We start from the raw sequence: 19,024 nt of genomic DNA, 5'->3' as shown, positions 1-19,024 counted from the left end.
ACTTGGCTTCTGCTCAGCCGACATCCGCTCCGGCGCCCTGCCAGGCCCGCAGCACGCCCTCCACGGCCGGGGCGATCCGCCGCCGGGCCTCGTAGCGTGGCACCCCGTTCATCAGCAGCTCGTCGTACGGCGTGTCCACATGCCGTACGGCCGCCACGACCGCCGAGGTCACCGCCCCTTCCGTCAGCGCCCGCCCGGCCGCGCTGCGCCCGACCCGTCCGCTGCCCCGCACGGATGCGTGCGCCGCGACGGCCCGGGCCCGCTCGGCCGGGCAGCCGGGAAACAGCCGGACGATCTCGGCCGCGAACGCCGCCACGAACCGCTCGTCCTCCGCCGCCCTGCGCCGCCCGTCCCGCGCCCGCCGCCGGCGCCGTGCCTCCGCGTCCGCCAGACAGCGCGCCTCGGCGCGCGCCAGCGCCTCCTCCTCCACGAGCACGCCCTGCCGCTCGTAGCGGCTCTTGCGCCGGTTGAAGCGCACCACCACCGCCGACAGCGTGCTCTCCTCCCGCGACCTGCGGGTCAGAGCCGTGTCACCGCGTGGCAGGAACACCAGGTGGCCGAGGTCGGCACAGTCCAGACAACGTGGTGCCCCGTCCTCCAGCACGAGCAGTGACAGCGGCCCGCGCCGGCAACCGGCACACCGCTTTCCCTTCGCACTCTGGACGACGACAAGTCGTCCGGAGATGTGGGGAGTTGGCGTCGGGGGAGGGGTCATACGCGGTACTTTCCCCACCGCCGCCCGCTCCTCCCACGCCTGCCCCGCTCCCTGCCTCCTCTCACGTCCTCCGTTCCGCGCCTCAGGTGAACGCCGGGACCGGTGCGCGGTGCCGCACCAGTCCCGATCTCCACCGCCGCCACCGCGAGAGCGGCGTACGACTGCCACGGCTCACCAGCGTGGTCGCCCCCGGTCACCGCCCGTGCCCCGGCCGCCGGGCAGACACTCTCCGCCGACGCGGTACCGCTCCGTACACGGCAGGTCGCGCTCCGGGAAACCGGCACGCGTCAGCATCACCCGGCCGACAACTCCGGGCCTGTCGGCTCCCCGTCGGGGAGCTACGGAGCCGAGCCGTCCCGGCTGCTCCCCGACGGCGGGAGCGCGGCCCGGGACCTCGCCGACCGGAGCAGGATTGGAGGGAGACCGGATCGGGATCGGAGTGGAACCGGATCCGGTTCGCAGCGGCGGGGATGCCGCCCGGTGGTGCCACTGGTCGCGCCGGTCGAACCGGACGCGGCAGGCCAGGACCGTCCTTCGTCCCGGCGCAGCCAGTGCCGGTGACCTCGGTTCCCGGTGCCGGCGACCTTGGTTCCCGCGGCCTCCGTTCCCGGCTGCGGTGCCCCCCGTCTCCGGCCGCCGCAGGCTCTGTCTCCGGCCGCAGCGGACCCGGCCCCCGGCCGCTGTGCGCCCGGCCTGTGGCCGCAGTGGACCGCGTCCTTGGCTTTAGCGTCCCATCTGTGGTCGTGGCGGTCCCTGCCCCGGGCTCGCCGTTGCTCTGTCTGTGGCCGTGGCGGTTCTGGTCCCGGGCCGCAGTGCCCGTCTGTGGCCGAGGCAGTCCCCGTCCTTTGTGCAGACCACTCCCTTCTCCGGCAGGCGCCGTCTTCGCACGCCCCGCCACCCGGCATCATGTGCCGTGTGCGACTCGAAGCGATCACCTGGGACCGGCTCGCGGAGCAGCTGGCCGACCGGCTGGCCGCTCTGGAGGCGGCCGACGGGAGTGCCTGGCCGCGCGTCGGCTTCGACGGGGCCCCTGCCGCGCATCCCGGAGCCCTCGCCGAGCGGGTCGCCGAGGCGTTGCGCGTACGCGGCCGGCCCTCGCTCGTGGTCGACGCCGAGGGCTTCCTGCGTCCCGCCTCGCTGCGCCTCGAACACGGGCGGCGGGACGCGGAGTCGTACTACGGCGGTTGGTTCGACACGGGTGCCCTGTGGCGAGAGGTCTTCGGCCCGCTCGACCCCGGAGGCAGCGGGCGCGTCCTCCCTGACCTGTGGGATCCGGCCACCGACCGCGCGACCCGCAGTCCCTACGTCCATCTCCCGTCCGGCGGGATCCTGTTGCTCCATGGCCCCCTCCTGCTGCGTCACTGGTTCCCCTTCGACCTGACCGTGCACCTCCTCCTGTCTCCGGCCGCCCTGCGCCGGCGCACTCCCGAGGCCGACCACTGGACGCTCCCCGCCTTCGAGCGCTACACGTCCGAGATCGACCCCGCGGGTACGGCGGACGTCCTGGTGCGCGCGGACGACCCACGCCATCCCGCCTGGAACGGCTGATTCGGACAGCCCGTCGACGGTCGCCTCCGCCCGGGCGCCCACTCAGACCAGTCGGCTCGGACCTCTCCTGCTCCGGATCTTTCCTGCTCCGGACCTCTCCTGTGCCGGCCCGCTCCGCTCAGAGCCAGCCGATGCGCCGAAAGCCCCGGTACAGCGCCAGGCACGCCACCGCCATGACGGTCATGACCAGCGGATATCCGAACCGCCAGTGCAGCTCCGGCATATGGTCGAAGTTCATGCCGTACACCCCGCACACCATCGTCGGCACGGCGATCACCGCGGCCCAGGCCGTGATCTTCCGCATGTCCTCGTTCTGCGCGACGGTCACCTGCGCGAGGTGGGCCTGGAGGATGGAGTTGAGCAGTTCGTCGAACGCGGAGATCTGCTCCTTGGCCCGGATCAGATGGTCGAGCACATCGCGGAAGTACGCCTGTATCTCCGGAGGAACAACCTTGATGGGCCGGGTGGCGAGGTCTTCCACCGGGCGGCCCAGCGGGACCACCGCCCGCTTCAGCTCGAGCAGTTCACGCTTCATCTGGTAGATGCGGCCGGGGTCGAGCCGCGCGCCGTCCTCCGAGAAGACGTCCGTCTCGACCTGGTCGATATCGGCCTGCACCGCGTCCGTCACGGTCAGATAGTCGTCCACGACGTGGTCGGCGATCGCGTGCAGCACCGCCGCCGGGCCCTTCGACAGCTGGTGCGGATGAGCCTCCAGCTCCTCGCGCAGCGGGCCCAGCGAGCCGTGCCGGCCGTGGCGCACCGTGATGACGAAGTCCTCGCCGACGAACACCATGATCTCGCCGGTGTTCACCACCTCGCTGGTGGCCGTCAGCCGTTCGTGCTCCACGTAGCAGACGGTCTTGAACACCGCGAAGAGCGTGTTTCCGTAGTGCTCCAGCTTCGGGCGCTGATGGGCCTCGACCGCGTCCTCCACCGCCAGCGGATGCAGGTCGAACAGCTCCGCGATGCCCGCGAACTCACGGTCCGTCGGCTCGTGCAGTCCCAGCCAGACGAATCCCTCGCCCGTCTTGCGCACCATCTTCACGGCGTCCACGAGGTCGGTGCAGGCCGGCACCCGTACGCCGTCCTGATAGGTCACGCAGTTGACCACCGAGGATCCCAGCGGTGACCTGGCGGGATGGCTCAGGTCAACACGCGGCTGCCGCCGGGCCAACTGCGCCACCCTGCGCAGGCCGCCCACCTTGCCGAGTCCGGTGACCTTTCGCAGATTCCCCGCCATGGACATCTGGGTCTCCTCGCATGGATCTCCTCGCGTAACGCTTCCGCGCCTTGCCCGGCAAGTCTGCCAGCCGAGGGCACAACGCGGGCAAGCCTGTGGGAACAGCAGATTCCGTTTGGTTCCCGCCTGTGGAAAGAGCCCGGGCGCCCGGTCCTTTCCGGTCTCGACCGGTCCGGAGCGTCGGACGATCCGGGCCGGCCGGGCGGCTGAGATGATCCTGACATGACGCCATCCGACGGGTACCTCCTGGACAACCGGCAGAACGAGGCAGGGCAACGCTTCGACGCCTTCGCCACCCTCTTCGATCCCGTTACCTTCCGGCACCTGGAGGCCTTCGGGATCGGACCCGGCTGGCGCTGCTGGGAAGTCGGCGCGGGCGGCACCTCCGTGGTGACCTGGCTCGCCGACAAGACCGGTCCCACCGGCAAGGTCGTCGCGACCGACATCGACACCTCGCTGCTCGCCGCCGCGGCCCGGCCGCCGGTGGAGGTCCGCGTCCACGACGTGGGCACCGAGGAACCGCCGGGCGAGGGCTTCGACCTGGTCCACGCCCGGCTCGTCCTCGTCCATGTCCCGGACCGGGAAAGGGCGTTGCGATCCATGATCCAGGCGCTGCGGCCCGGCGGACGGCTGCTTGTCGAGGACGCCGACCCCGCCCTCCAGCCGCTGATCTGCCCCGATGAGCACGGCCCCGAACAGCGGCTCGCCAACCGGCTGCGCCACGGCTTCCGCAAGCTGCTGGCCGAACGAGGCGCCGACCTGTCCTACGGCCGCAAGCTTCCGCGCCTGCTCCGTGAGGCCGGGCTGCACGAGGTGGAGGCGGATGCGTACTTCCCGATGACATCACCCGCCTGCACCGCGCTGGAGGCCGCGACGGTCCGCCAGATCCGCGGTCGCCTCGTCGCCGCCGGACTCGCCACCGACGAGGAGATCGACCAGCACCTGGCCAACCTCGAGGCCGGTTCGATGGACCTGGCCACCGCACCGATGATCTCGGCGTGGGGGAGAAAGGCCTAGGCGCCGACGACCAGGCACGTGAACGCGGAGGGTTCACGCACCCTGCACGGGAGTTGCGCGGGTGCTCACGGTACCGAGCATCCGACGGCGCCCCCCAGGCACTCGCACCGCCGGGCAGCCGGCGGCCGTGGGGCCAGGCGTGCTAGCGGTCGCTCCCCGTTCGAGGCGGTCTGGCGCCCACCCGCCGTACCGCCTCCGCGCCCGCCCGGCAGCCCCGGGACGCCGCCTCCTGCGGATCCGCGCCCGTGAGCAGAGCGGCGAGGAACGCGCCGGTGAACGCGTCACCGGCGCCCGTGGTGTCCCGGGGGGCGGCCGGTGTCGCCGGAATCCGGACGGGCGTCGCGCCGGAACGCGCCACCAGCGCCCCGTCCGCGCCCGCTTTGACCACCACCAGCGACACGTGACGGCTCAACTTGGCCGCCGCGTCCACCGGATCCGGCAGCCCGGTCAGCAGACACGCCTCGTCCCGGCTGGGCAGCAGCACGTCCAGCCCCTCCGCGAAGGCGAGGAACCGGTCCACCCCGAGCCGAGCCAGGAAACCCGCCGACGCCGGATCCAGACTGACCGGAACACCACGCGCGCGTGCCGCCGCGAGTGCCGTGCGCGCCAGCGCTCGGCTCGGCTCCGTGAACAGCAGATAGCCCGACAGATGCAACCGGGCGACCCCGTCGAGCCAGGCGTCCGACCAGTCGGCCGGCTCGAGCCGCAACGACGCCCCGCTGTCCGTGAGGAACGTACGCTCGGCCGCCGCCCCGGTGTCGACTAGACAGATCACCGTCCCGGTCGCCGCCTCCGGATCAACCACCAGCCGGGGACGCACCCCGGCCGCGACCAGCTCCCGCTCGTGCCACGCGGCCGTGTCCGCACCCACTCGCCCGAGGAGGCGTACGTCCGCACAGCCCGCGTGGGCGGCCCAGCAGGCCACGTTCGCTCCCGCGCCGCCGGGCAGCGTCCGGATCGTGGCAGCCGTGTCGGTGCCGCCCGCGAGCGGTCCCCGGTGCCGGGCGACCACGTCCGTGACCACGTCCCCGACGACCAGCAGGGCCCCCTCCCGGCTCGCGGTCACCTCCGGGCCCAGGCGGCGGCGATCCGTGCCGCCAGCCGTACGTTGCCGCCCACGGCCGCCAGATTCGCGTTCAAGGAGGCGCCGTCCGTGTGCCGGACCAGGTAGTCCAGCAGGTACGGCGTCACCGCCTGCCCGGTGACGCCCTGCTGGGCGCAGGCGCGCAGCGCGTCGGCGAGCACGCGTGCGTGCAGCTCGGGATCGAGCTGTTTCGCCTGCGGGACGGGGTTGGCGACGATCAGCGCCGACTCCGGCGCGCCCAGCCCGTCCTGCGCCCGCATGACCTCGGCGACCTGTTCCGGACTGTGCAGCGTCCAGTCGACCGGATGCCCCGAGTCGGACAGATAGAAGCCGGGGAACCGGTCCGTGCCGTAGCCGGCGACGGCCACGCCCAGCGTCTCCAGCCGCTGCAGCGTCGCCGGCACGTCCAGGATCGACTTCACGCCCGCGCAGACCACCGTGATCCGGGTGCTCGCCAGCAGGCCCAGGTCGGCCGATTCGTCCTGCGTCACCGTCCACTCCCGGTGCACACCGCCCAGGCCGCCGGTGGCGAACACCCGGATGCCCGCGAGGGCGGCCAGCTGTGCCGTCGCCGACACGGTGGTCGCCCCGCTCACCCCCGCGGCCACGGCGAGCGGCAGATCGCGGTGGCCCAGCTTGCGCATGCCGTCCTCGTTCGCGACCCGCTCCAGCTGCTCCTTGCCCAGCCCGATGCGGGGGCGGCCGTCCAGGACGGCGATGGTCGCCGGAACGGCACCTTCCTGCCGCACCGCGTCCTCCAGCTCCAGTGCCACCTGCAGATTGCGCGGGCGGGGCAGGCCGTGCGCGATGATCGTGGACTCCAGGGCCACCACCGGCCGTCGTGCGTCGATCGCTTCCCGGACCTCTTCCGACACCACGAGCACCACGCGCACCGCCTCCTGTCCGTCGGCCGTTCCCGTCCCTTGGATCTCTGGCGGGTACCGGTCACGGCTAAACGCTTGCAGCCTGTGGGGGACGCCACCAGCCTGGGCCACATGACGAAGAACAGCATGTGTCTCGACCACGTCGTCCTGTGGGTGTCCGATCCGGTGGCCGCGGCCCGCTTCTACACCGAGGCCGTCGGTCTGGACCCCGTGAGGGTCGCCGAGTTCGTCGCGGAAGAGGTGCCGTTCCCCTCCGTGCGCGTCAACGAGGAGACCATCCTGGACCTCGCCCCGCGCACCTTCGCGGAACACATGAGGATGCTGCCGGGTGCGGCCGACAGCGCCGGCCACCCGGTCAACCACGTCTGCCTGTCCCTGCCCACCAACGCCTTCGACGCCCTGCGCGCCCGGCTGGAGCAGCACGGCGTGCCCCTGTCCGAGATCGGCCACGACTCCTACGGCGCCCGTGGCAACGCACCGCGCACGTTCTACTTCCGGGACCCCGACGGCAACGTCTTCGAGGCCCGGCACTACGACGAGTAGCCCCGGGGCCGGTCAGAACAGCGGCTCGGGCAGCACGCCCTCCAGTGCGAGCAGCTTCCGCTTGGTCTCCAGCCCGCCCCCGAAGCCGCCGATGCCGCCGTCGCTCTCCACCACGCGGTGACACGGCACGACCACCGGCAGCGGATTGGCGCCCATCGCCGCGCCGACCGCCTGCGCTCCGCCGGGCTGTCCGACCCGCCCCGCGAGATCCCCGTAGCCCACCACCGTGCCGTACGGCACCCCGGAGGCAAGCTCGCGCAGCACCTGCCGGTTGAACCCGGAGATCAGCGACCAGTCCAGCGGCAGGTCGAAGTCGTGCCGCTCGCCCGCGAAGTACGCGCGCAGCTGGTGTATCGCCCCGGCCAGCAGCGGCGAGTCCGGGGCCTCGACGGGTGCGTCGCCGAGCCGGGACGCCAGCCGCTCCAGGGCGCGGTCGCGCACCGCGTCCGTGGCATGGAAGACGACGTTGACCAGGCCGTCACGGGTCGCGGCCAGCATCAGCGGGCCGATGTCGCTGCCGACGACGGCCCACACGACCTGCTGCTCATCCTGCCCTTGGCTGTCCATGCGACCACGGTACGGCCCGCCACTGACAACGCCCGCACGGCTCAGTCCGAGCGCAGCGCCGCCCGCACCTTGTCGGGCTTGTTGGTGATGATCCCGTCGACGCCGTAGTCCGCGAGCGTACGGGCGGTGGCCGCGTTGTCCACCGTCCAGGCGAACACCCCGAGCCGCCTGCCGTGCGGCCCGCGGATGGTGTGCACGGCCGCGACGTAGCCCCGGGAGAGCGGCCCGTACGAGGGATTGATGAGATCGGCGTAGCGCGCGCACTGGGGCAGCTGGGCCACCTTGGGCGCGCCGAGCATAGCCGTCGTGACCGCGGGCTTCAGTGCGTGGACGGTCCGGATGCTGTCGGCGCTGAAGCTCTGCACGATCAGCCGCTCCAGGTGGCCGTGGTCCAGCCAGCCCTCGTTGCCGAGGAGCTTCAGGGTCTGCTGCTCGATGCCCGGGTACAGCTCGGGATTCTTGATCTCCAGGAGCAGTTTCTCGTGGTTGTGCTCGATCCTGCGCATGTACTGCGCGAGCGTCGGCACGCGCGTGCCCGCGTACGCGGGGGAGTACCAGCTGCCCGCGTCCAGCCGGGCGATCTCGGCCGCGGTGAAGTCCTTCACCTTCCACGGGCCACGGCCGGGGAAGACCTTCGCGACGTTCGTGGTGCGCTTCAGACTGTCGTCGTGGATGACGACCAGTTCGCCGTCCTTGGTCCGCTGGACGTCGTTCTCGACCCAGGTGATGCCCAGCTGCGCGGCCTTGTCGATCGAGGGCAGCGTGTTCTCGGGAGCGTAGGCGGCGGCACCCCGATGACCGATCACCGTCGGCTCGCCGGCACCGCCGGCCCGGGCGTCGGAGGTGGGGCTCAGCAGGACCGCGGCGACCCCCAGGACCGCGACGGCCGTGGTGGCCACTACGCGCGCGTGCATGCAAACTCCTCGCGTCGAGCGAATATCGACTGCCACCAGACTGACAGCAGACCGTCAGTGGCACGTGGGCGCACGACGACCACGGATCGCAGACAGATGTCCAAGTCCGCTCACCGGGACCGCACAAGTGCGGCAGGGCCGTGTTTCTTTGCCGGAAAATCGTTCGACCATTCCGGTGGCAGTCATACTCTCTGCGACAACCCTGACCGCCCGCGCGGTCCTGGGGCCGGGGGAACGTTTCAGGTATTCCAGGACGCAAGAGGGCGGAAGGGCAACCGCGGATGCAAGGCACGGTCGACGGATTCAGCTACGGGGCCGTCACCCCGTTGGTGGCCTATCTGATGGCCTGCCTGGGCGGTGCCCTCGGCCTGCGCTGCACCACCAGGGCGCTGCTGGTCACGCACTCCCGGCGGCCGGCCTGGCTGGCCCTCGGCGCCGCCGCGATCGGCTCCGGCATATGGACCATGCACTTCGTCGCCATGATGGGCTTCGCCATCAAGGAGACACCGATCCACTACGACAAGCCGATCACCTACGCGAGCCTCGGCCTCGCCATCGTCATGGTCGGCGTCGGCATCTTCGTCGTCGGCTACCGCGGCGCCACCGGAGCCGCGCTCTTCACCGGCGGCACGATCACCGGGCTGGGGGTCGCCTCGATGCACTACCTCGGCATGGCAGGCGTGCGCTTCCACGGACGGTTCACCTACAACACGCTCACCGTGGCCGCCTCCGTCGTCATAGCGGTCGTCGCCGCCACCGCCGCCCTGTGGGCCGCCGGACGTGTCCGGGGCTTTTTGTGGAGCGTGGGGGCGAGCCTCGTCATGGGGCTCGCGGTCAGCGGCATGCACTACATGGGCATGGCGGCCCTGGGCGTCCACCTCGACGGCCCCTCCCACGCTGCCGGCGCCGCGCCGGAGCCGTCCGCGCTGGTACCGATGCTGATCGGCCCGCTCGCCTTCCTGCTGCTCGCGGCCGTCGTCGTGGTGTTCGACCCGATGATGGTCGTGGGACGGCCCGTCCGCATGCCCGACGAGCGCAAACCGGGAGTCCCGGCGGCCAGGGTCCCCTCCCACCTGGACCGCCGTCCCGCGCTCCACGAGGGGCGCCGACCCGAGCACCACGGCTCCCGTAGCCGGTAAAACCGCTGATCCGGGCCCGTTGTCAGTGGGGGGTCGTACGGTGGATGGCATGCGGCCCGTTTCCCACATCGAACGCACAGTGGCGCCCTTCGAGGTCGTCAGCCCGTACCAGCCCAGCGGCGACCAGCCGGCGGCCATCGCCGAGCTGGCCAAGCGCATCGAGGCCGGTGAGAAGGACGTCGTCCTGCTGGGCGCGACCGGCACCGGCAAGTCCGCCACCACGGCGTGGATGATCGAGAAGCTCCAGCGCCCCACGCTCGTGATGGCGCCGAACAAGACGCTGGCCGCCCAGCTGGCCAACGAGTTCCGCGAGCTGTTGCCGAACAACGCGGTCGAGTACTTCGTCTCGTACTACGACTACTACCAGCCCGAGGCCTACGTCCCGCAGTCGGACACCTACATCGAGAAGGACTCCTCGATCAACGAGGAGGTCGAGCGTCTGCGCCACTCGGCGACGAACTCGCTGCTCACCCGCCGTGACGTGGTCGTGGTCGCCTCGGTGTCCTGCATCTACGGCCTCGGTACTCCGCAGGAGTACGTGGACCGGATGGTCCCCCTGAAAGTCGGCGACGAGATCGACCGGGACGAGCTGCTGCGCCGCTTCGTCGACATCCAGTACACGCGCAACGACATGGCGTTCTCCCGTGGCACCTTCCGGGTCCGCGGCGACACCATCGAGATCTTCCCGGTCTACGAGGAGCTGGCCGTCCGCATCGAGATGTTCGGCGACGAGATCGAGGCGCTGTCCACGCTGCACCCGCTCACCGGCGAGATCATCAGCGACGACGAGCAGCTGTACGTCTTCCCCGCCTCCCACTACGTGGCCGGCCCCGAGCGCATGGAGCGGGCGGTCAACGACATCGAGAAGGAGCTGGGGGAGCGCCTCGCCGAGCTGGAGAAGCAGGGCAAGCTCCTGGAGGCCCAGCGCCTGCGGATGCGCACCACGTACGACATCGAGATGCTCCGCCAGATCGGCACCTGCTCCGGTGTGGAGAACTACTCGATGCACTTCGACGGCCGCCTGCCCGGCTCCCCGCCGAACACCCTGCTCGACTACTTCCCGGACGACTTCCTGCTCGTCATCGACGAGTCGCACGTCACCGTCCCGCAGATCGGTGCCATGTACGAGGGCGACGCCTCCCGCAAGCGCACCCTCGTGGAGCACGGCTTCCGGCTGCCCTCCGCCCTGGACAACCGCCCGCTGAAGTGGGAGGAGTTCCAGGAGCGCATCGACCAGACCGTCTACCTGTCGGCCACCCCGGGCCCGTACGAGCTCTCGCGCTCCGACGGCGCGGTCGAGCAGATCATCCGCCCCACCGGCCTCGTCGACCCGGAGGTCGTCGTCAAGCCCACCGAGGGCCAGATCGACGACCTGGTGCACGAGATCCGCAAGCGCACCGAGAAGGACGAACGCGTCCTGGTCACCACGCTCACCAAGAAGATGGCCGAGGACCTCACCGACTACTTCCTGGAACTGGGCATCCAGGTGCGCTATCTGCACAGCGACGTCGACACCCTGCGCCGCGTCGAGCTGCTGCGCGAGCTGCGCAGCGGTGAGTTCGACGTCCTGGTCGGCATCAACCTGCTGCGTGAGGGCCTGGACCTGCCCGAGGTGTCTTTGGTGGCGATCCTGGACGCCGACAAGGAGGGCTTCCTGCGCTCCGGCACCTCGCTGATCCAGACCATCGGCCGCGCGGCGCGCAACGTCTCCGGCCAGGTCCACATGTACGCCGACAAGATCACCCCGGCGATGGAGAAGGCCATCGAGGAGACCAACCGCCGCCGGGAGAGGCAGATCGCCTACAACAAGGCGAACGGCATCGACCCGCAGCCCCTGCGCAAGAAGATCAACGACATCGTCGCGCAGATCGCCCGTGAGGAGGTCGACACCGAGCAGCTTCTCGGCAGCGGCTACCGCAAGTCCAAGGACGGCAAGGGTGCCAAGGCCCCCGTACCGTCGCTCGGTGACAAGGCGGCCAAGGGCGCGAAGGCCGCCAAGACCGCCAAGGGCCAGACGGTACCCACGGACCGTCCGGCGGCCGAACTCGCCGAGCAGATCGAGGAGATGACCGAGCGGATGCGTGCCGCCGCCGCGGAGCTTCAGTTCGAGATCGCGGCCCGGCTGCGCGACGAGGTGTCGGAGATGAAGAAGGAGCTGCGCCAGATGCGGGAGGCAGGCCTCGCCTGAGCCCCGACACCCCAGCGGACCTCGGCATACGCGTCAAGTGTTGCAACACCGACACAAAGCGCGGGCCGGGGTTCGGCCCTGTCGGTGTGCCTGCGTAGGGTTTTGGTCAACCGCGTACTGCGCGGCAACAGGGGACCATCGAGAGGGGAATCAGCGGTGTCCGTCAACTTGAGCAAGGGTCAGGCCATCAGCCTGGAGAAGAAGGACGGGGCCACCCTGACCGCGGTCCGCATGGGGCTGGGCTGGCAGGCGGCGAAGCGGCGCGGCCTGTTCGGCTCCCGTACGCGGGAGATCGACCTGGACGCCTCGGCTGTGCTCTTCGCCGAGAAGCAGCCGGTCGACGTCGTCTTCTTCCGCCACCTGGTGAGCGATGACGGCTCTGTCCGCCACACCGGGGACAACCTCGTCGGCGGCGTCGGCCAGGGCGGGGACGACGAGGCGATCCTGGTCGACCTGCAGCGCGTTCCGGTCCACATCGACCAGATCGTCTTCACCGTGAACTCCTTCACGGGGCAGACCTTCCAGGAGGTGCAGAACGCGTTCTGCCGCCTCGTGGACGAGACCAACGGCCAGGAACTCGCCCGCTACACGCTGGACGGCGGCGGTGACTACACCGCCCAGATCATGGCCAAGGTGCACCGCGCGGGCTCGGGCTGGACGATGACCGCCCTGGGATCCCCGGCCAACGGCCGCACCTTCCAGGACCTGATGCCGGCGATCCTGCCGCACCTGTAGGACCGCCCGCTCAATCGGAGGGGCGCGCACGACACGGCAACACGGGGGGGCAACGGCGATGACGGCCGAACTGGTGCGGGGGCAGAACCACCCGCTGTCCCAGGTCCGGCTGACCATCCGGGTCTCGGCCGGGGTGCCGGTCCTGGTCGGAGCCACGCTCGGCGACGAGAACGGTACGGTGCACGGCTCCCCGTGGGTGGCGCATCCCGGCGCTCCGGCCCCGCCCGGCGTCGAGGTGTCCCGGCAGGCCGTCGCCGAACACCGGCTGGCCGTCGACCTGGACGCCCTGCCGGAGGCCGTCCACCGCGTCGGTGTGTTCCTCGCGCTGCCCACCGGGTCCGCAGGCCCGCCCCGGTTCGGTGCCGTCGCCGCTCCGCACACCACGGTCGAGAGCCATGACGGCACCGAACTCGCCTGCTACACCCTGACCGGCCTGGACACCGAGACGGCCGTGATCGCCCTGGAGCTGTACCGCAGACAGGGCGCCTGGAAGGTCCGCGCGATGGGCCAGGGATACGCCACCGGGCTGCCCGCTCTCCTGGCCGACCAGGGGCTGCAGGACGCCGGCGAGCTGGCGGCCGCCATCCAGCACACGACGGCCCACACTTCGGCGCCCTTCTCGCTGCAAGCGGTGCACGACGCCCCGGCGCCCCAGGACTCCTCGGCCCACGGCGCGCCCGGGCCGACGGGCCCGTACGCCCCTGACCGCCGGGAGCATCCGGAACCGGCACCCTCGTGCGAGGCACAGAACCCGTACGACCCCCAGGCACCCGGCGCCGCTCCGCGAGCCACCGGCGCCCCGGTGGACTACACGCACCCCCGACGCCCGCACAGCGCCCCGCAACCGCCGCCCCCGGCTTCCGCGGCCGCCGGCGACCGGCCCGCACCGCCGGTCGCGGGCGACGCCGTGGGCTGGTCGGTGGAGGAGCGCCTGTACAACCAGGTCTGGGGCATGTTCGAGGACCTGGCCCGCAGCGCGGCCGCGTACCGCAGCGCCGTCGAATTCGCCGATTCCCGCCTGGAGAAGGAGCTGGACCAGGTCCTCGCCGACCCTCGAGGCCGGCTCGGCACGGAGGGCGACGCCGCGCGTGAGGCGGCCCACTCCCGACGGGCGCAGCTGGTCGACCAGGCGCGCGCGGCCTTCGACCGCGACCTCGCCCAGCTCACCGCCGAGTCGGACGTGGTCGAGCCCGCGCTCTCGCCCGCATACGCCCGCTGGGACAACCCCGTGTGGCACGGCTACCGGGTGCCCACCGAGCCGCCGATGGCCCTGCGACTCGGTGATCTCCATCTGCCCGAGAGCGTGCCGCTGCGCATCCCCATGCTGGTCAGGCTGCCACTGGAACAGGGCCTGTGGTTCGACAGCGGCCCGGAGGCGTCGGCCGACGGCTTCCCCGACCCCGCCGAGCTGCGGCACCTGGCCATGGAGGCGGCGGTCGCACTCGCGGCGCGGCTGCTCGCCGTGCATCCGCCGGGGGACTTCGCCCTCCACGTCATCGACCCGGCCGGAGACGGGGCCGCGGCGCTCGGAACACTGACCCGGTCCGGAGCGCTCGCCGCGCCGTCCGCAACCGGAGCGGCGGGTGTGGCGGAGGTACTGGAGAGGCTCACCCGACGGGTCGACCTGGTGCAGATGGCGCTGCGCGCCGGTACCCCCGAGGCGCTCCCGGCCGACCTCGACACCGCGCGACAGCTGTTGATCATCAACGACTTCCCGCACGGTTTCGACGAGCGAGCGGTGACGCGGCTGCGCTATCTCGCCGACGAGGGGCCCGGTGTGGGCGTACACCTCCTGCTGGTGGCGGACCGCGGGGACGCCGCCGCCTACGGCCCGCTGCTCGATCCGCTGTGGCGTTCGCTGTTGCGACTCACACCCGTCTGCGACGACCATCTCGCCGACCCCTGGGTCGGGCACGCCTGGACCTATGAACCCTCACTGGTTCCGCCCGGCAGCCAGATCGTGCAGCACGTGCTCACCGAGGTGGCCAGGGCGCGCACCAAGCGTAAGTAAAGTCGCCTGAACAGCATGTTTTTGTTTTCCTTTACTCGTCACTTTACCTTTCCTTGGTGATTGGGTATCGTCTTCCGTACGGAGGGGAGTACTCCCTGACTGCGGCGCACCCGTCAGTACGGACCGGTTCGGTCCCGGGGCGTCGGCCCTTCGCGGGTGGAAGAGACCTCCGGCAGCGACAACGCTGAAAGTGTTTGCCGTTACGTAATGCCGGAGGAGCAGTGGACGTTTCCGTGACCCTGTGGGTGCTGACCGTCGTGGGCCTGGCCGCCCTGATCGCCGTCGATTTCTTCATCGGCCGCAAGCCGCACGAGGTGTCGATCAAGGAAGCCGGCATCTGGACCGTCGTGTGGATCGTCCTGGCCGGACTCTTCGGTCTGGGCCTCCTCGTCTTCGGAGGCGGGCGGCCCGCCGGTGAGTTCTTCGCCGGCTACATCACCGAGAAGTCGCTGAGCGTCGACAACCTCTTCGTCTTCGTCCTGATCATGGCGAAGTTCGCCGTGCCCGCCCGGTACCAGCAGCGCGTGCTGCTCGTCGGCGTGCTCATAGCCCTGGTGCTGCGGGCGATCTTCATCGCCGCGGGAGCCGCCATCCTCGCTAGCTTCTCCTGGGTGTTCTACCTCTTCGGCGCCTTCCTGATCTGGACCGCCTGGAAGCTCATCCAGGAGGCCCGCGCGGACGAGGCGGACGAGGAGTTCGAGGAGAACAAGCTGCTGAAGGCCGCTGAGCGCAGGTTCGGCGTCGCCGACCGCTACCACGGCACCAAGCTGTGGATCCAGGAGAACGGCAAGCGGGTCATGACCCCGATGCTGGTCGTGATGCTCGCCATTGGAACCACGGACGTCCTGTTCGCCCTGGACTCCATCCCCGCGATCTTCGGTCTGACGCAGGACCCGTACATCGTCTTCACCGCCAACGCCTTCGCCCTGATGGGGCTGCGTCAGCTGTACTTCCTCATCGGTGGTCTGCTGAAGAAACTGGTCCACCTCTCGTACGGCCTGTCGGTCATCCTCGGCTTCATCGGCGTCAAGCTGGTGCTGCACGCCCTGCACGAGTCCGGGGTCCACGTGCCCGAGATCAGCATTCCGGTCTCGCTCGGCGTGATCTGTGCCGTCCTGGCCGTCACCACCGTCACCAGCCTGATGGCGAGCAAGAAGCGGACGGCCGCCGAGACATCGGGTGCCGGTGGCGAAGGCACCGCAAAGGACAGCATCGACGCCTGACCCGGCCGGCGGTGGAGCAACCCCGGTGGGAGCGGGACTGCGGGAGCAGTTCCCGCTCCCGCTGCCGCGTGAACGCAATGGAAAGGACGAGGAGTATCCGAAAAGAGCGGAATGCGAATCCCGTACGCCTCTGCGACCATCGCCGCATGATCACTAGGCTTCGGTCGCTCACCCGACAGTGGACCACACTCGTGCCGGTGCTCGCAGTCGTCCTCCTGGTCTTCACCTGGGGCCGTGGCCTGCCGGGCCTGGCCGTCGCCCTGATCACCCTCGTGCTCGCCGGATCCGTCCTCGCCGCCGTCCACCACGCCGAGGTCATCGCCCACCGTGTCGGCGAGCCCTTCGGCTCCCTCGTACTGGCCGTCGCGGTCACGATCATCGAGGTCGCCCTGATCGTCACCCTCATGGCCGACGGCGGTGACAAGAGTTCCACTCTCGCGCGCGACACCGTCTTCGCCGCCGTGATGATCACCTGCAACGGCATCGTCGGGCTCTGCCTGCTCGTCGCCTCCCTGCGGCACGGCACCGCGGTCTTCAACCCCGAGGGCACCGGCGCCGCCCTGGCGACCGTCGCGACGCTGGCCACGCTGAGCCTGGTGCTGCCGACCTTCACCACCAGCAAACCCGGGCCCGAGTTCTCCACGGTGCAGCTGACGTTCGCCGCGCTGTCCTCACTCATCCTGTACGGCCTGTTCGTGACCACGCAGACCGTGCGCCACCGTGACTACTTCCTGCCGATCACCCGACAGGGCGAGGTCATCACCGCCGACGCCCACGCCAGGCCCCCCTCCGCGCGCACGGCCCGGATCAGTCTCGGCCTGCTCGGGCTGGCCCTGATCGGCGTGGTCGGCCTGGCCAAAGGCGTCTCGCCGACCATCGAGTCGGGTGTGGAGGCGGCCGGCCTGCATCACGCGGTCGTCGGTGTGATCATCGCCCTGCTGGTGCTGCTCCCCGAGACGATCGCCGCGCTGCGCTCCGCCCGCCGTGACCGGGTCCAGACCAGCCTCAACCTCGCGCTCGGCTCCGCCATGGCCAGCATCGGCCTGACCATTCCGGCCGTCGCCCTCGCCTCGGTCTGGCTGTCCGGCCCGCTCGTCCTCGGCCTCGGCTCGACCCACATGCTGCTGCTTGCGCTGACCGTGGTGGTCAGCTCCCTGACCGTGGTGCCAGGACGGGCCACGCCCCTGCAGGGCGGCGTCCACCTGGTGCTCTTCGCGGCGTACCTGGAGCTGGCGATCAACCCGTAGCAGGCTCCACCACCGGCACGGGCACCGGACGGGTCTCGGGCAGCAGGGCGAAACACACCAGACTGAACAGTGCGACGCCGGTGAGGTAGACGCCCACGCCCCAGGGGACCCGCCCGCCGTGCTCCGCGAGCGCCGTGGCCACGATCGGAGTGAGAGCACCGCCCAGGACTCCGCCGAGGTTGTAGCCCACCGCGGCGCCCGTGCACCGCACCCGCGCCTCGTACAGCTCCGGCAGGTAGGCGGCGATCACCGCGAACATGGTGATGAAGGAGACCAGGGCGCCCAGGATGCCGAGGAACATCAGCAGCGGCTGGCCGGTGCCCAGCAACGCGACCATCGGCAGCATCCACAGACCGCAGGCCGTGCACCCGGTCAGGCACATCGTCCGGCGCCCGTAGCGGTCGGCGAGCACCGCCATGAAGGGCGTGAGGGACGCCTTCACCACCACCGCGGCCATGACACAGGTCAGCATGATCGTCCGGCTCACCCCGAGCCGCTCCGTCGCGTACGCCAGCGACCAGGTCGTCACCGCGTAGAAGACCGCGTACCCCGCGGCCAGCGCTCCGGCCGTCAGCAGCACCAGCCGCCTGTGATGCCGTACGACCTCGACGAACGGCACGCGCGCGTGGTCGTCGATCTCCAGGAACCGGGGGCTCTCGGCAAGTGACGAGCGCAGCCACAGCCCGCTCAGCGCCAGCGCACCGGCCGCCCAGAACGGCACCCGCCATCCCCAGCGCGCGAACTCCGCGTCGGACAGGGTCGCCGACAGCGCGAGCACCATACCGTTGGCGAGCACAAAGCCCAACGCCGGTCCCATCTGCGGAAAGCTCGACCACAGGGCGCGTCGTCCGGGCGGCGCGTGCTCGGCGGTCAGCAACACCGCCCCGCCCCATTCCCCGCCGAGTCCCAGCCCCTGCAGGAAGCGCAGGGCGAGCAGCAGCACGGGCGCCGCGACGCCGATCGTCCCGTACGACGGCACACAGCCCACCGCGACCGTCGAGGCGCCGGTGAGCAGCAGTGAGAGAACCAGCACCGGCCGCCGCCCGCGCCGGTCGCCGAGATGCCCGAACAGTACCGAGCCCAGCGGCCGGGCGACGAACCCCGCCCCGAACGTCCCGAACGCCGCCAGTGTTCCCGCGAGCGGCGAGAACGTAGGAAAGAACAACGGCCCCAGGACCAGGGCCGCGGCCGTGCCGTAGACGAAGAAGTCGTAGAACTCGATCGCGGTTCCTACCAGGGAGGCCGCGGCAAGCCGCAGCATCGACGGTGTGCCAACGGTGCGTACAGGGTGCATGCCGCGTCAACTACCCATGGTGATCAGCGGTTACGGGGGCGCATGGGGGTGATCGGGCGACCGGTGCGCGCGCCGAGGCAACGGCGCACAGGGCTCGTCGTCCGCTCCGGGCACCGTGATAGACCGGGTGCGAGCGGCGGTCGTCGAGGCACCGCCCCGAACGGACCGGAGGAACCGTGCCCCGCACCCTGGCCAACGCCCCGATCATGATCCTCAACGGGCCCAACCTGAACCTGCTCGGTCAGCGCCAGCCCGAGATCTACGGCAAGGACACGCTGGCCGACGTGGAGGCGCTGTGCGTCAAGGCGGCGGCCGTGCACGGCGGCACGGTGGACTTCCGGCAGTCCAACCACGAGGGCGAACTGGTCGACTGGATCCACGAGGCGCGCCTGAACCACTGCGGCATCGTCATCAACCCCGCCGCCTACACGCACACGTCGGTCGCGATTCTGGACGCACTGAACACCTGCGACGGCATGCCCGTGCTGGAGGTGCACATTTCCAACGTCCACCAGCGCGAGTCGTTCCGGCACCACTCCTACGTCTCGCTGCGCGCCGACGGAGTGATCGCGGGCTGCGGCGTGCAGGGCTACGTCTTCGGCATCGAACGGGTCGCTGCCCTGCTGGCGGTCGCGCAGCCCGACGCGTAGCCGCCACGCGCGCGTGGCGGCCGCC

At 70.8% G+C, this 19,024-nt stretch carries 17 protein-coding genes; 10 read left to right on the top strand and 7 right to left on the bottom strand.

What is annotated here, in order from left to right; genetic code table 11:
- Positions 1 to 13: 13 nt before the first annotated feature.
- Complete coding sequence (locus tag GQF42_RS12745) at positions 14 to 715, bottom strand: DUF2293 domain-containing protein (RefSeq protein WP_158919752.1); 702 nt, start codon at positions 713 to 715, stop codon at positions 14 to 16.
- A gap of 915 nt (positions 716 to 1,630) precedes the next feature.
- On the opposite strand from GQF42_RS12745, the gene GQF42_RS12740 reads away from it, so the two are divergent.
- Entirely contained in the window at positions 1,631 to 2,263 is a 633-nt protein-coding gene (locus GQF42_RS12740; RefSeq protein ID WP_158919751.1) for a nucleoside/nucleotide kinase family protein, read from the top strand.
- 118 nt (positions 2,264 to 2,381) lie between these two features.
- On the opposite strand, the gene corA is transcribed toward GQF42_RS12740, so the two are convergent.
- Entirely contained in the window at positions 2,382 to 3,509 is a 1,128-nt protein-coding gene (gene corA, locus GQF42_RS12735) for a magnesium/cobalt transporter CorA (protein WP_158919750.1), read from the bottom strand.
- A gap of 216 nt (positions 3,510 to 3,725) precedes the next feature.
- Between corA and GQF42_RS12730 the strand changes: the two genes are divergently transcribed.
- A complete protein-coding gene (locus GQF42_RS12730; RefSeq protein ID WP_158919749.1) occupies positions 3,726 to 4,520 on the top strand; it encodes a methyltransferase in 795 nt (264 codons plus the stop codon).
- A 142-nt stretch (positions 4,521 to 4,662) separates the two neighbouring features.
- Here GQF42_RS12730 and GQF42_RS12725 read toward each other — a convergent pair whose 3' ends face one another.
- Entirely contained in the window at positions 4,663 to 5,598 is a 936-nt protein-coding gene (locus tag GQF42_RS12725) for a carbohydrate kinase family protein (protein WP_158930076.1), read from the bottom strand.
- Positions 5,583 to 6,491: a pseudouridine-5'-phosphate glycosidase gene (locus GQF42_RS12720; RefSeq protein ID WP_199272660.1), complete on the bottom strand. Its 909-nt coding sequence runs from the start codon at positions 6,489 to 6,491 to the stop codon at positions 5,583 to 5,585. Before GQF42_RS12720 ends, GQF42_RS12725 begins: the two co-directional genes overlap by 16 nt.
- A 108-nt stretch (positions 6,492 to 6,599) precedes the next feature.
- Between GQF42_RS12720 and GQF42_RS12715 the strand changes: the two genes are divergently transcribed.
- A complete protein-coding gene (locus tag GQF42_RS12715; RefSeq protein ID WP_158919748.1) occupies positions 6,600 to 7,031 on the top strand; it encodes a VOC family protein in 432 nt (143 codons plus the stop codon).
- Positions 7,032 to 7,043: 12 nt separating this feature from the next.
- Here the strand turns inward: GQF42_RS12715 and GQF42_RS12710 are convergent, their stop codons facing one another.
- Entirely contained in the window at positions 7,044 to 7,598 is a 555-nt protein-coding gene (locus tag GQF42_RS12710; RefSeq protein WP_158919747.1) for a methylated-DNA--[protein]-cysteine S-methyltransferase, read from the bottom strand.
- A gap of 41 nt (positions 7,599 to 7,639) precedes the next feature.
- Positions 7,640 to 8,512 carry a glycerophosphodiester phosphodiesterase gene (locus tag GQF42_RS12705; protein ID WP_158919746.1) on the bottom strand — a complete coding sequence of 291 codons (873 nt, stop codon included), beginning with the start codon at positions 8,510 to 8,512 and terminating at the stop codon, positions 7,640 to 7,642.
- Positions 8,513 to 8,793: 281 nt separating this feature from the next.
- Between GQF42_RS12705 and GQF42_RS12700 the strand changes: the two genes are divergently transcribed.
- From GQF42_RS12700 to GQF42_RS12675, 6 genes are all read left to right on the top strand, one after another.
- A complete protein-coding gene (locus GQF42_RS12700) occupies positions 8,794 to 9,651 on the top strand; it encodes an MHYT domain-containing protein (protein ID WP_158919745.1) in 858 nt (285 codons plus the stop codon).
- 49 nt (positions 9,652 to 9,700) lie between these two features.
- On the top strand, positions 9,701 to 11,839 hold the full coding sequence (gene uvrB, locus GQF42_RS12695; protein ID WP_158919744.1) for an excinuclease ABC subunit UvrB: 2,139 nt from the start codon (positions 9,701 to 9,703) through the stop codon (positions 11,837 to 11,839).
- Between the two features lie 156 nt (positions 11,840 to 11,995).
- Positions 11,996 to 12,574 carry a TerD family protein gene (locus GQF42_RS12690; protein WP_158919743.1) on the top strand — a complete coding sequence of 193 codons (579 nt, stop codon included), beginning with the start codon at positions 11,996 to 11,998 and terminating at the stop codon, positions 12,572 to 12,574.
- Between the two features lie 58 nt (positions 12,575 to 12,632).
- Positions 12,633 to 14,585, top strand: coding sequence for a TerD family protein (locus tag GQF42_RS12685; protein WP_158919742.1), 1,953 nt, complete (start codon positions 12,633 to 12,635; stop codon positions 14,583 to 14,585).
- A 221-nt stretch (positions 14,586 to 14,806) separates the two neighbouring features.
- Positions 14,807 to 15,808, top strand: a complete 1,002-nt coding sequence (locus GQF42_RS12680; RefSeq protein WP_158919741.1) for a TerC/Alx family metal homeostasis membrane protein — start codon at positions 14,807 to 14,809, stop codon at positions 15,806 to 15,808.
- A 146-nt stretch (positions 15,809 to 15,954) separates the two neighbouring features.
- Positions 15,955 to 17,055, top strand: a complete 1,101-nt coding sequence (locus tag GQF42_RS12675; RefSeq protein WP_158919740.1) for a calcium:proton antiporter — start codon at positions 15,955 to 15,957, stop codon at positions 17,053 to 17,055.
- Here GQF42_RS12675 and GQF42_RS12670 read toward each other — a convergent pair.
- Positions 17,045 to 18,316: an MFS transporter gene (locus GQF42_RS12670; RefSeq protein WP_158930072.1), complete on the bottom strand. Its 1,272-nt coding sequence runs from the start codon at positions 18,314 to 18,316 to the stop codon at positions 17,045 to 17,047. The two genes, GQF42_RS12675 and GQF42_RS12670, sit on opposite strands and share 11 nt — an antisense overlap.
- 209 nt (positions 18,317 to 18,525) lie before the next feature.
- Here GQF42_RS12670 and aroQ point away from each other — a divergent pair, with 209 nt between their 5' ends.
- Positions 18,526 to 18,999, top strand: a complete 474-nt coding sequence (aroQ, locus tag GQF42_RS12665; protein ID WP_158919739.1) for a type II 3-dehydroquinate dehydratase — start codon at positions 18,526 to 18,528, stop codon at positions 18,997 to 18,999.
- Positions 19,000 to 19,024 lie beyond the last annotated feature (25 nt).

The sequence above is a fragment of the Streptomyces broussonetiae genome (assembly GCF_009796285.1).
GTDB classification, from domain to species: domain Bacteria; phylum Actinomycetota; class Actinomycetes; order Streptomycetales; family Streptomycetaceae; genus Streptomyces; species Streptomyces broussonetiae.
Note: the sequence above shows the minus strand (reverse complement) of the source record. Positions and strands in the feature narration are given on the sequence as shown.

Excerpts from the sequence above, each read along its gene's own strand:
- GQF42_RS12745 (WP_158919752.1), bottom strand. The coding sequence starts at position 715 with ATGACCCCTCCCCCGACGCCAACTCCCCACATCTCCGGACGACTTGTC.
- corA (WP_158919750.1), bottom strand. The coding sequence starts at position 3,509 with ATGTCCATGGCGGGGAATCTGCGAAAGGTCACCGGACTCGGCAAGGTG.
- GQF42_RS12730 (WP_158919749.1), top strand. The coding sequence starts at position 3,726 with ATGACGCCATCCGACGGGTACCTCCTGGACAACCGGCAGAACGAGGCA.
- GQF42_RS12715 (WP_158919748.1), top strand. The coding sequence starts at position 6,600 with ATGACGAAGAACAGCATGTGTCTCGACCACGTCGTCCTGTGGGTGTCC.
- GQF42_RS12710 (WP_158919747.1), bottom strand. The coding sequence starts at position 7,598 with ATGGACAGCCAAGGGCAGGATGAGCAGCAGGTCGTGTGGGCCGTCGTC.
- GQF42_RS12705 (WP_158919746.1), bottom strand. The coding sequence starts at position 8,512 with ATGCACGCGCGCGTAGTGGCCACCACGGCCGTCGCGGTCCTGGGGGTC.
- GQF42_RS12700 (WP_158919745.1), top strand. The coding sequence starts at position 8,794 with ATGCAAGGCACGGTCGACGGATTCAGCTACGGGGCCGTCACCCCGTTG.
- uvrB (WP_158919744.1), top strand. The coding sequence starts at position 9,701 with ATGCGGCCCGTTTCCCACATCGAACGCACAGTGGCGCCCTTCGAGGTC.
- GQF42_RS12685 (WP_158919742.1), top strand. The coding sequence starts at position 12,633 with ATGACGGCCGAACTGGTGCGGGGGCAGAACCACCCGCTGTCCCAGGTC.
- GQF42_RS12675 (WP_158919740.1), top strand. The coding sequence starts at position 15,955 with ATGATCACTAGGCTTCGGTCGCTCACCCGACAGTGGACCACACTCGTG.
- GQF42_RS12670 (WP_158930072.1), bottom strand. The coding sequence starts at position 18,316 with ATGCTGCGGCTTGCCGCGGCCTCCCTGGTAGGAACCGCGATCGAGTTC.